Genomic DNA, 14,415 nt, shown 5'->3' with positions numbered 1-14,415 from the left:
AACGGCTTTTTGCGGAAGAACCCCGCCACCCCGTAATATCCAGGCAAAATAGCAATAAAAACTGTTCGTCGTTCAAAAAGAGAAATTTCTTAGAATGATATTGAGAATAGCTATATAAAATTTGTCAGCCGAGAAGATCTAACTCTATAATTGACTCCTTTAATTTAGGCCATATTAATAAACACTTCAGCAGTGCTGTCTGATGCGAATCATTGTTGACAAACGTTGAAAAGTGTGATAGCTTGATTTTATCGAAACATGTGCTCATCCTTCTGTGAATCAAGACAAGATTTTTTAATTTTATTTGATAAAAATTAAAATGCCGTGAATAGAATCTATAGTTACCACCTTGTGATAGTTTTGATGAATATTTTTAAAAAGTGTAAAGCGGCTCATTTTTAACGATATTTATGCAATAATTTAGGAGGAAAATATGAAAAAGCAGTTTTATGCAATAACTTTTGTAGCCTTGTTAATATTTGCATTAACGGGTTGCAATGATAGGACATCTAAAAACAATAGTGCGATTATAAGGGATGCAGCCAGTAGTTTTAATTTGATAGTAACTAACAATTTAGAAAATAAAGTCTATCATGAGGCATTAAACCATTTTGGGCTCCTACTTAAAGACGGCGATAAATTTGAATGGACAGAAGATCCTTCTGTGAGCGACGCTGACTTTTCTCTTTCTATAAATGCTGATGAATTCATAAATGCTGGATTAGATGTTACTAAACTCGGAGGAACACCCTTCACTTATGTAGCAGCTTCGGACAACAATCCAAATATGCTCATTTATAAATTCGATGTCAGCAGTAACAAAGAAATCTATAAAGACTCTAATGAAGCATTCGAGAAACTATTAAGTCAGATACCTGAACAAATTGCTGTTTTAGAAAATGATGGTTATATTCTAAGTCTCGATCAAGGCTTTCAAGTGCATTGGAATGCAGATGGACGTGTAAATAAAGATATGGCCTTTGTTGTTGGTGCTGAAGACCTTGTAAAGGCTGGGCTAAATGTTGATAAACTTAACGAATGGAAAGTAATGAAAAATAAGGATCCAAATGATACGCAGTTGAAATTATTAAAAATATATTATTTGAAATAGATTATTGAGGAAAATTTCTTAATAATCTACATGGCAAGAATTTTAAGAAATAGTCGAGAAATTGATCAAATGAAAATAGTTGAGAAAATATTTTTGTAATTGAAATCTACATAAGATCTACACATAATTTTATTAGAATAAGTACAAAGATATACATCAAGTAAAATCAAGAAATCAGTTGAAAGGTGGCTAATAAAATGATGGGATTTAATACGTTAGGTTGGCACGGAATTCACTCACTGTATGGTATGCACAATGGATTCGGTATGATGGGAATAACAGGGGGTGTAACCATGTTTATGGTATTACTATTAGTGCTTGTGGTGGTTGTTGCTATTGTTTGGTTTTCAAAAAACGGAAATCCCCAAAACAATCGATTTAAATATCAAACAACAGATCGATCTTTAGAAATTTTGAATGAACGCTATGCATCTGGAGAAATTGCTGATGAAGAATATGCTAAGAAGAAAATAGAATTAAGGAAACATAATTTATAATCAGCTTTAAGAGTCCTGCTTTAGACCTTGAGATCTCTTTTCCGAAAACCAGGAAAATGTTTCATTTTTTGTGTAAACTCTGAAAACTAATATCGTGTGAATTAATCTTAAGGGACAATAAATGGCGACAAACCGTTATTTGTCCCTTCATTGCTTTATACATAGATTTTTCGATAAGCCAATAAGAAGCACAAAATATAGATTTTCCGCCTCAATTGGAAGTGCCTTTCTTTATTTTCAACTATATTTACACTTTATAACAGTTGGAAATATAATTACCTATTTGACCAACCATTACATCAAAACTACTAAAAAAAAGGACAGCACCAGAAAGCACAGTCCTTTTCCATCCTGTCTTAGCTATAACTTTCGTAACTCCGCTTTTTTTCGATTGTACTCTTCTTCATCGATTTCACCGCGAGCATACCGCTCATGCAAAATTTCCAGAGCTTTATCACCTGAACGGGTTCCTTCTTTTACATTTGAATTTGTAAAATGGTGAACAATAAAATACACTCCGATGATAACCAGAACAAGTAATAGAAACAATCCAAACATCATAAAGAAGCCAAAACCACCACCATAACCTATGCCATACATCATTATTGATTCCTTCTTTCTATTCTCAAACATATTTCACTCTAATGAACCCAACTAAAATCTGAATTTATTTTAGGGAGCGGATGTTCTTTGTCATATTATTAAATTCTTCCTTTGTGATTTCACCTTGTGCGTACCTTATACCTAATATTTCCAGAGATTTTTCCTGAGCTATCGGTATCTTTTTTGATCTTATCACTGCAAAAATTATGACGCCAATAATTAAAATCAGAAATATGGCAATAATACCAATGGTAACCACTGCAGATACAAAAGAATTCATCATCCCATATCCATTCCATCCTGAATTGGCATATGAATTATTATTCATCATTCCATTTCCGTACCATCCAGAATTAGTAGATGAATAACTATTCGTCATCATTCCTCCGCTCATGAGATTCATCATCCCATTTGGGTAATCTGTTAGATAATTGACAGCAAGATTGATATGAAAGGCTCTAAGGGATTCTGATCCGTCTCCGCCTAGTTTGATGTCCATCTGTTCATGCATAGCTGAATTAGCAATCATTTTTTCCATCACCGAATCACCTAATGCTTCAAGTGTCTCCTGGTTTACTTTGTTTGGATCAATCTGTGTTGCATCCTTAATTCCTTGCTCTACCATAATTTCTGATAGTATAACATCCGGACTTTTAAGTTCCATCTCTTCCGCAAATGAAATGCTAGTAAGAGCCAAAGCGGCTAACAACGATAAAGTGAAGACAAGAATTACTTTTTTCATTTTTTCCACACTCCTTACTTGATTAATTTGATACCCCAATGAATATGGATGAAACAAGAATCAAGAATTTATAATATAGTTTGCTTTATGATATCGTGTAATGGGCGGGATAACCTAAATGTTTAGTAAGCAGCCTGTTTAGTGTCATAAATTGTTGTCAAAACTAATGGATTTAATATTTTCCGGGGTTAGATTTATCAAATTATCTTTGATCTTTCGATTTCATCGTTCTGAATGGGAACTGATAGCTAAATAATAATTGATCAATCTAATTGAACTCTACTTAAACGCATCAAAAAAAACACATACTATTTCATATGCATTTCTGAATTGGTCTTTAAGTTTTATTATATTTTTTGATTATATGTAATAAATCTATAATACTATTATTTAGCCATTTAAGTATATTTATTATGTTTTTTACCTTATATAAGCACCGTAGCCGATGCCAGCTTCCTTCATCGCCCGAACCACCTTCTCAAAGGCTTCCAGATTGTCGAGGGGATCGCCGTCCATTTCCACATAGGTGATGTGTCCAGCGTTGGTCAACTCATGATAGGGTGCTTCCAGGGTAATTTTTTCATAGGCACTGGTGGGGTAGTAAACCGGAATATGGAACGAATTGGTATAATACTCCCGATCGGTTACCCCGGGAATTTCGCCAAATACCTGTTTATCCAGCTTAACAAAGCGTCCGGCAGTCCCTTCGGCCGGGGTGCCCAGCAGGGTAAAGTTCATGCCATAGACCTGACTGGTTTCATCCATCCGCTTGCGCATGTGGCCAATAATTGCAAGCCCCAGCTCCTGTACTTCTGCCGCTTCGCCATGGTGTTTGCCGGTTAAAACCGTCAGGCATTCCGCCAGGCCGATAAAGCCCATACTCAGGGTGCCGTGTTTCAGTACTTCCCGGATTTCCATCTCGTCGGTCAGATCTGCAGAATCAATCCAAACGCCCTGGCCCATTAGGAAAGGAAAGTTTTTAACTTTTTTGTGGGCCTGAATTTCAAACCGTTCCAGCAACTGCTCAATCACCAGATCAATTTTCTGATCCAACTCAGTAAAAAACACGTCCTGGTTACCCTTGCAGTTTAGGGCAATCCGGGGCAGATTGATGGTGGTAAAACTTAAGTTGCCCCGGCCATAGGTAATTTCCCGACTGGGATCGTGGACATTGCCGATCACCCGGGTACGACAGCCCATATAGGCAATTTCAGTTTCTGGTTGGCCAGCTTTGTAATATTTCAGGTTATAGGGCGCATCCAAAAAGGAGAAATTGGGAAACAAACGCTTGGCGCTGACCCGACAGGCCAATTTAAACAAATCATAATTGGGGTCCCAGGGGTTGTAATTGACCCCTTCTTTCACCTTAAAAATATGAATCGGAAAAATCGGGGTTTCGCCATTTCCCAATCCGGCCTCCGTTGCCAAAAGCAGATTTTTTATGACCAGACGCCCCTCAATTGAGGTATCCATCCCGTAGTTGATGGAACTAAACGGAATCTGAGCCCCAGCCCGGCTGTGCATGGTGTTGAGATTGTGAACAAAGGCCTCCATGGATTGATAAACACTGCGGTCAATTTCCCGTTCGGCATTTTCCATGGCAAAATTCTGAGCCCGGCTGATGCTGTTGGCATCCGCTATCCATAACGCCAAACTCCGGGCTTCGGCTTCCAGATAATTCTTCGGTTGATTTAGCTCGGGCTTTAACCCCAGTTTCTTTTCGATATCTTCACTGATGGCCTTTACCTTGGCTAAGGCATTTTTGGTATCGGTCAATAAGGTCAGGGCCTTGGCCAAATTCTCCCGATAGAGCCGGATAAAAGTTTTTTTCACCCCAGGCACCATGGCATAGTCAAAGTTGGGAATACTCTGTCCGCCATGTTGATCATTCTGGTTGGACTGAATGGCAATGCAGGCCAGCGCCGAATAACTCTGAATATCGTTGGGTTCCCGGAGATGGCCGTGACCAGTCGAAAACCCATCTTTAAATAAGCGTTCTAAATCAATCTGACAGCAGGTAGTGGTCAGGGTTAAAAAATCCATATCGTGAATGTGGATTTCACCGGCTTTATGAGCGGTTGAATGCTCGGGATTGAGGACAAACATTTCATAAAACTGTTTAGCGCCCTCTGATCCATACTTCAGCATCGTGCCCATGGCGGTGTCGCCGTCAATGTTGGCATTTTCCCGTTTAACATCGTTGTCCTTGGCTTCTTTAAAGGTCAGATCCTCATATATTTTCATCAAGCGGGTATCCATTTCCCGGATTCGGGTTCGCTCGGCCCGGTAGAGAATATATTTCTTTGCGGTTTTTGCATGTCCGGTTTCGATCAGAATTTTTTCCACCGCATCCTGAATTTCTTCCACCGTCGGGGTATTGGTGTTCATTTCCTGTTCGATATAGATGGCCACTTTTTCAGATAGCTCCATGGCGGTCTGATAATTCTGGCCGCCGATTTCACTGGCGGCCTTAAAAATGGCATTGGCAATTTTTTCAATATTAAAAGGGGCTTCTCGTCCATCTCTTTTTTTGATCTTCGTAATCATCCTGGTTTGTTTTCCTACTTTCCTGCGAGTCTTTTTGTTGTTTCGGGCATTGAAAAACCTCTCGACGGCGTGGGTCAAGAGGTCTAAGATTGCTTGGCTCAAACACCCTCTATCACGCGTAGAGTCTGGTGTGACAAATAACGGTGGGTAATCTGACTTAGGCTTGATCTTTTTAAAAAAATCTCCCCCTTACAGCGGCGGGACCGTGCCGGATTTGCACCGGCTTCCCCCATGCTGCACCGGTTGGCACAGCACCGTTATCTTCATATTTGGTTGTTTTAATTTTATCATATACAAGATGTGGTGTCAAACCCCTTGTCACCTGCAAACGGTTATCATTATTTAAAGCTCCCCGGTTTGGCATAAAAATGGCGACTGATGGTCTTGACCACTGCATCATCGTCATTCGCTCCTATCTGCGGCCAGCCCATTTCTTTTAGTTCGATGGATGCATTTTCAACCACATAAGCAAAATCGGCGGCTTCCAGCATCGCTGCATTCCTGATGTCATTGCCAAACGCAATCACTTTATCGGTAGCATATCGGGCTTTCATATCCATGATGGCATTTTTCACCGAGGCTTCCCGGCTGGTTATTTCGAGAAAGTAATAGCCCGGATGTTGATCATCCGGATAGCACTCAACATTAACCGCTGACGCAATTTCCAGCTTCATGATGGCCGCTTTAACCTGGACGATCGTCGCCTTCTGATCCACTGCCATAATCGATAAAACGCTTTGATCATTTGGCACCTCGCCGCACACATAGCTCTGTTCCGGGAGTCGCTTTTTGGAATGATAGATTTTTTCCTCCACCGGATTAATAAGCCTGGTGTAATAAACATGGAGAACATCATTGATGATGGTGTGGGTAAAACAATTCAGCTCCCGTTTTTCAAAAACATCAATCAGTTGCTTGGCCACTTCCGGATTCATTTTCTTGCAGCTTAAATAACTTCGTTTTTGCAGATCATACCAAACCGCCCCATTCATCATGATAACGGGAACCTTTATTTCTACGCCTTCCAGCAGGGGCAGCAGGGTTTCGGCACTTCTGGTCGTGGCAATGGTAATCAAAGCGCCCTGGCGGATCATGGTGTTTAGTTTTATTCTGGAGTAACTGCTGATTTCAATTTGGGAATTCAACAAGGAACCATCCAGATTGGTGACAAAGAGGGTTTTTCTGTTTCTGCGCCGGGGCAAGTGAAAAGCATTGACTCCCAATGACACAAAGATACCAATGAGGGTGTCCACGATCCGGTCAATGGTAAAGATCAGCGGATTCACATCGGCCCCATGGGTCACTGTAATGCTTAAAAAAACCACACAGGTAATATAAGATGCCGTTGGTTTTTTGATGGCGACCGTAAAATAAATGAGCGGGATAACGCACAAGGATACCACCAGATATTGCAGCATCGGCATATCCACCGGGATGAAGCTCCGCTCAAAAATAAGCAATCCCAACCCCATCGCCCCACCGATAAAGGTACCCAGGGTTCGATTCATGGCTACCTTAAAGCTATTGGAAACATAGGGCTGCATGCATAAAATCGCCGCAATCGCCGAATAGAAGGGGGAGCCTTGCTCGCCTCTTAATAAATAGATTAAGAAGCAGAGATAAACCGCTATAAATGTTTTAAAAATTCGCATTCCTACTTTTGGCATAACCTTCTCCTCTTTCTGATGCCTGTCTATAATAACACACATTTGAAATTTTCTGCCGCTTAAATTTCTGCAAACCCTTTCAAATACAGATACCCCTTAACTTTTTTCAGAAACAGATTAATTTTTCTAAAAAGTATTGACAGATAAAAAAAGGTAATGTATTATCAATTATGGTAATGTATTACCTTAATTGATAAGTGGAGGTTATATTTTGGACAATATGGATTCAATGCCCGATCAAAAATTCATCTTTGGCGGTGTCCAAGTCGTCGCCAACCAGATGGACACCCTGTTGGAACGGGAACTGAAAGAATACAACTTGACAACCAAGCAATGGCTGCTGACCATTGTGGTGCAGAATATTTTTGATCACGACCCAACCCTTAAGGAAGTAGCAAAAAGCATGGGCAGTTCCCATCAGAATGTCAAACAGGTGGCGCTTAAACTGGAACAAAAAGGCTTTGTTGTGATGGAAAAAGATCCCCATGACGCCCGGATCACCCGGATTAAGCTAACCGATGCGGTTGATTCGTTTGGCACAGAAAGTCAGCAGAAATCAGAAATCTTTACCGAAAAATTATTTGATGGTATATCTGACGAAGAACTGGCAATGACCCGGTCGGTTATTGAAAAATTGCTGGCCAACCTGGAAAAAATGAACCAGGAATCAAAATAACAGGAGGAAAAGCAGATGAAAAAAGCAATAATTATTATTCTCAGTATTCTGGGGGTATTGGTACTGGTCGGCGCCGGTGGCGTTTTTTACATCACCAACGGCCTGGAAGCCGGCGAAAATCTGGCGATTAACCCCGTCGATCTGAAAGGAATTGAAGACGGCACCTATACCGGTGTTTATAAGGCCGGGCGCTGGAGCAATGAGGTCGCCGTCAGCGTGGCTGATCACCAGATTTCAAACATTGCGGTGGTCAAAACCGTCAGTCTGGAAACGCCTGATGTGACCAACACCATTATAAGCAGTGTCATCGAAAAACAGAACACCACCGTCGACACCGTCACCGGCGCCACGGTTACCAGTAAGGCGTATCTGAAATCCATTGAAAACGCATTATCAAATTAAGCAAAAGAAAGGAATAAATTGATGAAAACCCTGATACTTTATGCCAGCACCTATGGGTTTACAAAAGATTGTGTGCAAATGCTAAAGAAGAATGTAAATGGTGACGTTCAGATCGTCAACATCACTAAAGAGAGTATCCCCACCCTTGATGACTATGATACGATTTTAATTGGCGGTTCCATCTATATGGGCCAGATACAGAAGCCGATTAAAAACTACTGTCTCAAAAATCTTGATGCATTAAAAAATAAAAAGATTGGCTTTTTTATTTCCTGTGGATCAGCCGAGCATTCTGACGACTATTTTAAAACCGCCTTCCCTGAGACTCTTTTGAATCAGGCTGTTTCGATTGAAAATTTCGGCGGCGAGATGCGGCCCGATAAAATGAATTTTTTTCATAAATTCGTTTCAAATATGGTCGAAAAATCGTCTGACAAAAATAATACGCCGCCAATGAAACCATTGCCGGAAAATATTTTAAATATGGCCACGATTATTAATAACCTTTCTTAATGGTTTATTTTTCAAAGAAAATCTGCATTTAAAACTGCCTGTGACCGAATAAACGATCACAGGCAGTCCTTTTTTTATATTGAATTATAAATTATTTATAACTACATCCCGGGCCTATTAATCTCTTCCAGACTTTTCCCCATCGTTTCCTTCCCAAACACCGCTACCACAATGGCCACCACTGCAAATACGAGGGTCAGAGTAATAAATACATTGGTATAGCCGATTTCGGTGCCATAGTAATTATAGATCACCGGCACAATAAAGGGAGCCGAAAAAGCGCCAATCCGTCCAAATGCGGCGGCCCAGCCAGAACCGGTCGCTCTGAAAAAGGTCGGATAAACTTCTGGCGTATAGGCATAAACACAGCCCCAGGCACCCAGACTGAAAAAATAAAGCATTGAACCATAGATCAGAATCTGTTCCACACTGCCAGCATGGCCAAATAGCCAGGCCGCCAGTGCCGTTCCGGCAAAATAAATGGCCAGCACTTTTTTTCGGCCAACTTTCTCAATCAGATACGCCGCACTGAAATATCCCGGCAACTGGGCCAGACACATGATCAGCGTAAATTCAAAACTTTTTGTCAGGGTGAAGCCTTTTGCCACCAATAGTGACGGCGTCCACAAAACAAAACCATAGTAACCAAAATTGATCCCAAACCAGATCACCCATAATACAATGGTAGATTTTATATAGGGCTTGGACCATAAATCTAAAAATGATGCCTTGATATGACTAAGTTTATCAACTTCAGTAGACTCAACCTGACTGGTAATATTGGCCTGTTTTTCCATGGTTACCAGCAATGCTTCGGCTTCAGCGGTTTTTCCCACTGATTCCAGATACCGGGGCGATTCCGGCACGGCCATCCGAAAGAAAGCTGCAAACAGGGCTGGAATACCACCCACTAAAAAGGCCATCCGCCAGCCATAGACGGGAATAAACAAGTAAGCCACAAAGGCGGCAATCAGCCATCCCCAGGCCCAGAAGCTCTCCAGAATAATTACATTTCTGCCCCGCATCCGGGTCGGCGAAAACTCACTGACCAGGGTTGATGCCGCTGGCAACTCCCCACCCAGTCCAAAACCGGTACAAAACCGCAGTACCAATAGCATCGTAAAATTGACGGCAAAACCGGACAGCGCACTGGAGACCCCATAAATAATCAGGGTCCACATAATCACCGTTCGGCGGCCCCACTTATCAGCGGCCATCCCGGACAAACCGGCACCCAAGGCCATCCCCAGCATTCCGATGCTGCCCAGCAACCCGAGCTGACTGGGATCTAACGCCCATTCTTTACCGATGGCTGCCATCACACCGGAAACCATCCCCTGATCCATCGCATCAAACATCCAGCCGATCCCGGTTAACAAAAGAACCTTTTTCAACATTGATGTCATCGGCAGCTGATCAATCCGCGAAGCAATATTTAACATTGTTACCCTCCTCATCATACTTACGTTGTGATTATTATAGCACAACTATTGGTTTTTGCTACAAAATCCCGGTGTGAATTGGAAGAATTTGTTTATCTATATCCCTTATGGTACCCGCTGTTAACTTATCCACCCGCATTGCTCTTAATCGCTTTTTATCATCGTCAGCAATTGTTTCATGGCCTGCGAAAATGCCGGATGAAGACTGGCTATTTCCCTTTCATCACAGCTTTCCAGAGCTTTTTGCAAGGCCTTGGCCACTTCAAAAAGTTTCCTGGCGCCGATACTGCCAGAACTGCTTTTAACCTTATGAACCATTTGGGCGGCTTCCTGATAGCGCCGGTTTTTGATAGCGAGCGCCAGTTTTTCAACCACTTCCTGATTTTCAGTGAAATAGGCTGCCAGTACCTCCTGATAGAGCGCCTGATTGTTCCCCATATAACGGAGCCCCTCTGCCCGATCAAGAACCGCAACCCCATCTGCCCTTTCCTTGTTCTGATCACTGTCCGGGTGCTTGGACTCTTTTGAAGTAGCTGTTTCGACGCTGATAATTTTGCTGATGGTTTCGACAAATTGCTCGGGATCAAAGGGCTTGCTGATGTAGTGATGAATCCCGCATGATTCGCACTTTTCCTTTACCCCCTCAATCACATCAGCGGTCATGGCGACAATTGGAATATCCGCCGAGAGCGTTCTGATTTGCTCCGACGCTTCATAACCATTAAGTACTGGCATGTGCAAATCCATCAGGATTAAATCAATATCACTGCGGTGCGCCTTAAAGAGCTCTACCCCTTCCTGTCCGTCATTACCCAGCCAAACCCGGAAACCGACTGGTTTCAACAGTGATTTGGCAATCAGCTGATTGGTTTTGTTGTCTTCCACCACCAGGATACCATAGTTATTATCCAGGATATCTTTATTGATCGTTTCCTGCTTAAACTCCTGATTGGCGACAATTGCTTTGGTTCTAAAAATCTCCAAAATCCCATTGTATAAAACTGAGGGGATGATCGGTTTGCCGATGCCAATGTCAACCCCCTGGGTATCGAGTTGGTCAAACAAGTCTTCCCGCATCATCGGCAATAGCATAATAACCTTGGGCTTTTTGAGGATTTTCTTGTTTTCCTGGATCATTTCAACAAATTTAAAGCCCCCACCACTTGGCGTATCGTAATCCAGAATCAGCAGATCAAAGGGCTCCGTAAATTTGCCATTTTCCAGTTCCAGCATGCTGATGGCACTGACCGACGAGGTGGTCAGCTCGCAATGCATTCCAAAGGCGCCGAGATAACTGTCAATTATATTCATATTTGACCCGGTTTTTTCCAGTACCAGGGTCTTTATATCATTGAAATAAAGTGACGAAACCTGCTGCTGATATTCCTGTTCGCTCTGCTGATCTTTTTCCAGAGACAATTCGACAATAAAGGTTGATCCTTCACCTGCAGTGCTGTAAACTTCAATCTCGCCCTTCATCATATCCACCAGACTTTTGACAATCGAAAGCCCCAGCCCGGTCCCCCCAAAACGGCGGTTAATACTGGCATCGCCCTGAGCAAAGGGTTCGAACAGATTTTTTATCTGCTCGTCGGTCATCCCGATGCCGGTATCCCGGACGGTAAAGGCCAGATGATAGTAATTGGATTCCCTGGCCACCAGACGGATATCAAGGGAGACTTCTCCGGTGTTGGTAAATTTGGTGGCATTATTAATCAGGTTCAATAAAATCTGCTCAATCCGTTTGGCATCACCGAAATAACAGTTGGGAATTTTGGGATCCTTGGTCAGTTTAAAACCGATCCGCTGTTCTTCGATTTTATAGGATACGATGTTAATCACATCCTGAATCACCTGATCCAGATTAAAAGAAACCCGCTCCAGTTCGATTTTTCCGGCTTCAATCTTAGAAAAATCAAGAATATCGTTAATAATACTCAGCATCGTATTCGCCGACTGAGTGATCCGATCCAGATACATCTTCTGGGTCAGAGTTACCTGGGTTTTTTTAACCAGATAGGCCATCCCGGTAATCGCATTTAGGGGCGTCCGGATTTCATGGGACATTCGGGCCAAAAAACTGGATTTTATCGTGTTGGCGGCCTCGGCTTCCTGGCGGGCAATTTCCAGATCACACTGAATTTTCTTGCGCGTGTCAATTTCCCGACGGAGCCGTAAAATCCAATAAATCGACACCAGCCAGATCAGAATAATGACCCCACTGACTATCATGACTACCTGATAAACCGGACCATAATCCGGTTCCACATCGGCCCCAACCCACTTGCTGTTAATCGCAATCCGCTCTTCCGGGGTGATGGTCGCCAGGGTTTTATCAATGATGCCAATCAAAACCGGCCAATCGTTGCGTACCGCAAAATATAGGCCCTGCTGTTTTTCGGCTTCGAAGGCGACATACTTCAGATTAGTCAGACCCGTTGAATTGATCAGATAATTGGTGGTCGCCAGATTTCCCACAAAAGCCGTTTCACTGCCATCGGCAACGGCCGTTAAGGCGGCTTCGACCGAGTCGTACAAACTCAGGTTAAGCTGCGGATAGTCTGCCAGATAGCTGTGATGGGAACTGTTTTTTTGAACCGCCACGGTTTGACCGAACAGATCTTCAAGGCTGCTGATTCCCTGGGTGGAATCCCGCACCACAATGACCCGCTTAAAATAATAGTAGGGTTCTGAAAATAAAAAATAGTGTTCCCGGGCCGGTGTTTTTGAAACCGCCGGGAGCATATCGACCTCGCCATGAAGGGCTTTTTCATAAGCTTCAGTCCAGGTCAACCCGGGGGTAACCACCATCTCCAAACCGGTTTTTTCACTGATTATTTCCAGATAGTCCGAGGTAATACCCTGATAGGTGCCATCTTTATCAAAAAACTCAAAGGGCACAAACTTGGGGTCGACCCCCAGCCGGATTACCGGATGCTCTTCCATAAACGCCAGTTCTTCAGGGGTCCAACTAATGGTGTCATCTCGGGCATAACAAAAAGACGGCCAGCCCAGAATAATGATCAGTATCACCATTACCCTGGTCAAGAGCTTCATGACCAGACCTCAGAATCATCGGTGTCCTGAATGAATTTACGGGAAATCTCTATTACTTTTTCCTGGATTTCCAGAAACCCCGTCACAATCTCCGGATCAAAATGTTTCCCGCTTTCACTCCGGATCAGATTGATGCTATAGTCATAATCATAAGCTGGCTTATAAACCCGTTTGCTGGTCAGCGCATCATAGACGTCGATAATCGCCATCAGACGTCCCGGCAGCGGTATCTCTGCTCCCGCTAATCCCCGGGGATATCCACTGCCATCATATTTTTCATGATGGGCCCCGACAATTTCCATGGCCGTTTTGATAAAGCTGGGGACATCCTCATCACAGTAAATTTCATTTTGCAGGGCATTGACCCCGTAATCCACATGTTTTTTCATGATTGTAAATTCATCCTCAGTAAGTCTTCCCGGTTTTAATAAAATATTATCAGGAATGCCGACCTTACCGATATCATGAAGCGGGGTGGTGGTCACCAACTCCTTTACGTAGTTTTCACTGAGGATATCCTGGTATTTGGGTTTTTCACTTAAATGATCACAAAGAATTTTCATAATTAATTGGGTACGGATGGTATGTTTGGACGATTCAACATTGCGGACTTCCAACAGCCCGACTAACGCCTGGATGGTGATGTCCCGGGTGGCGGCCACCTCTCTGGTTTTCTTTAACACCATGGCATCCAGCCGTTCATTATCCTGTTCGATCATTTTCTGGATCCGCTTTAATTTGATATGGATGTTAATCCGAATCAGCAACGACTGAAGATTAAGGGGTTTTCTGATATAATCCACCGCTCCTAATTCCAGGCCTTTGACCTCATTGTCGATTTCATCATAATTAGTCAGAATAATGGTACGGAGTTTGCGATATTCCGGATTTTTCTGTAGTGCTTCCAGCACTTCGAATCCGTTCATTCTGGGCATGTTTAAATCAAGAATGACCAAATCAATGTCCGGGTTTTTGGCAATTAATTCCATGGCCTCCAACCCATCACAGGCTGTCAACGTCTGATAATCCGCCAACATGGTACTGATAATCAGCCGATCTGTGGTCGAATCATCCACAATCAATATCTTTGTGCTCATTGTTCCCCCTAAGCTTTTATTATTTACCCAATTCCAGCTATCCTTTGTCCCTTTACGTCCT

11 protein-coding genes, 1 pseudogene and 1 riboswitch are annotated in these 14,415 nt (G+C 42.7%); of the genes and pseudogenes, 5 read left to right on the top strand and 7 right to left on the bottom strand.

The features are described 5' to 3' along the window. The first annotated feature begins 433 nt into the window (after positions 1 to 433). Both B3F51_RS10605 and B3F51_RS10600 read left to right on the top strand, forming a co-directional pair. The gene (locus tag B3F51_RS10605; RefSeq protein WP_286946989.1) at positions 434 to 1,111 is read left to right on the top strand and encodes a hypothetical protein; all 678 of its coding nucleotides are present in this window, start codon (positions 434 to 436) and stop codon (positions 1,109 to 1,111) included. Positions 1,112 to 1,308: 197 nt separating this feature from the next. Then, a complete protein-coding gene (locus B3F51_RS10600) occupies positions 1,309 to 1,608 on the top strand; it encodes an SHOCT domain-containing protein (RefSeq protein ID WP_286946988.1) in 300 nt (99 codons plus the stop codon). 360 nt (positions 1,609 to 1,968) lie between these two features. Here B3F51_RS10600 and B3F51_RS10595 read toward each other — a convergent pair whose 3' ends face one another. The 4 genes and pseudogenes from B3F51_RS10595 to B3F51_RS10580 form a co-directional block, all read right to left on the bottom strand. Further along, entirely contained in the window at positions 1,969 to 2,211 is a 243-nt protein-coding gene (locus B3F51_RS10595) for an SHOCT domain-containing protein (RefSeq protein ID WP_026393643.1), read from the bottom strand. Between the two features lie 64 nt (positions 2,212 to 2,275). Beyond that, a complete protein-coding gene (locus B3F51_RS10590) occupies positions 2,276 to 2,953 on the bottom strand; it encodes an SHOCT domain-containing protein (RefSeq protein ID WP_026393644.1) in 678 nt (225 codons plus the stop codon). 432 nt (positions 2,954 to 3,385) lie between these two features. Beyond that, positions 3,386 to 5,500, bottom strand: a pseudogene (locus B3F51_RS10585) (anaerobic ribonucleoside triphosphate reductase); the annotation flags it as partial. A gap of 125 nt (positions 5,501 to 5,625) precedes the next feature. Continuing rightward, positions 5,626 to 5,774, bottom strand: a riboswitch (cobalamin riboswitch). A gap of 64 nt (positions 5,775 to 5,838) precedes the next feature. Continuing rightward, positions 5,839 to 7,167: an HAD hydrolase family protein gene (locus B3F51_RS10580; RefSeq protein ID WP_286946984.1), complete on the bottom strand. Its 1,329-nt coding sequence runs from the start codon at positions 7,165 to 7,167 to the stop codon at positions 5,839 to 5,841. Between the two features lie 211 nt (positions 7,168 to 7,378). Here B3F51_RS10580 and B3F51_RS10575 point away from each other — a divergent pair, with 211 nt between their 5' ends. From B3F51_RS10575 to B3F51_RS10565, 3 genes are read left to right on the top strand one after another with little or no spacing between them, the layout of a single operon-like run. Further along, positions 7,379 to 7,843: a MarR family winged helix-turn-helix transcriptional regulator gene (locus tag B3F51_RS10575; protein ID WP_414632374.1), complete on the top strand. Its 465-nt coding sequence runs from the start codon at positions 7,379 to 7,381 to the stop codon at positions 7,841 to 7,843. A gap of 15 nt (positions 7,844 to 7,858) precedes the next feature. Continuing rightward, positions 7,859 to 8,245: an FMN-binding protein gene (locus tag B3F51_RS10570; RefSeq protein ID WP_286946982.1), complete on the top strand. Its 387-nt coding sequence runs from the start codon at positions 7,859 to 7,861 to the stop codon at positions 8,243 to 8,245. 21 nt (positions 8,246 to 8,266) lie between these two features. After that, positions 8,267 to 8,758 (top strand): flavodoxin domain-containing protein, encoded by a 492-nt coding sequence (locus B3F51_RS10565; RefSeq protein WP_286946980.1) that lies wholly within the window; start codon positions 8,267 to 8,269, stop codon positions 8,756 to 8,758. Positions 8,759 to 8,859: 101 nt separating this feature from the next. Here the strand turns inward: B3F51_RS10565 and B3F51_RS10560 are convergent, their stop codons facing one another. The 3 genes from B3F51_RS10560 to B3F51_RS10550 all read right to left on the bottom strand — a co-directional run bounded on the left by B3F51_RS10560 (position 8,860) and on the right by B3F51_RS10550 (position 14,354). Beyond that, positions 8,860 to 10,200, bottom strand: coding sequence for an MFS transporter (locus B3F51_RS10560; RefSeq protein WP_286946978.1), 1,341 nt, complete (start codon positions 10,198 to 10,200; stop codon positions 8,860 to 8,862). A 144-nt stretch (positions 10,201 to 10,344) separates the two neighbouring features. Beyond that, entirely contained in the window at positions 10,345 to 13,257 is a 2,913-nt protein-coding gene (locus B3F51_RS10555; RefSeq protein ID WP_286946977.1) for a response regulator, read from the bottom strand. Further along, positions 13,254 to 14,354, bottom strand: a complete 1,101-nt coding sequence (locus B3F51_RS10550) for an HD domain-containing phosphohydrolase (RefSeq protein ID WP_286946976.1) — start codon at positions 14,352 to 14,354, stop codon at positions 13,254 to 13,256. Before B3F51_RS10550 ends, B3F51_RS10555 begins: the two co-directional genes overlap by 4 nt. Positions 14,355 to 14,415 lie beyond the last annotated feature (61 nt).

Source organism: Acetobacterium sp. UBA5834 (assembly GCF_002435675.1).
GTDB classification, from domain to species: Bacteria; Bacillota; Clostridia; order Eubacteriales; family Eubacteriaceae; genus Acetobacterium; species Acetobacterium wieringae.
The sequence above is the reverse complement of the archived record's forward strand: the minus strand, read 5'-3'. Positions and strand labels throughout refer to the sequence as shown.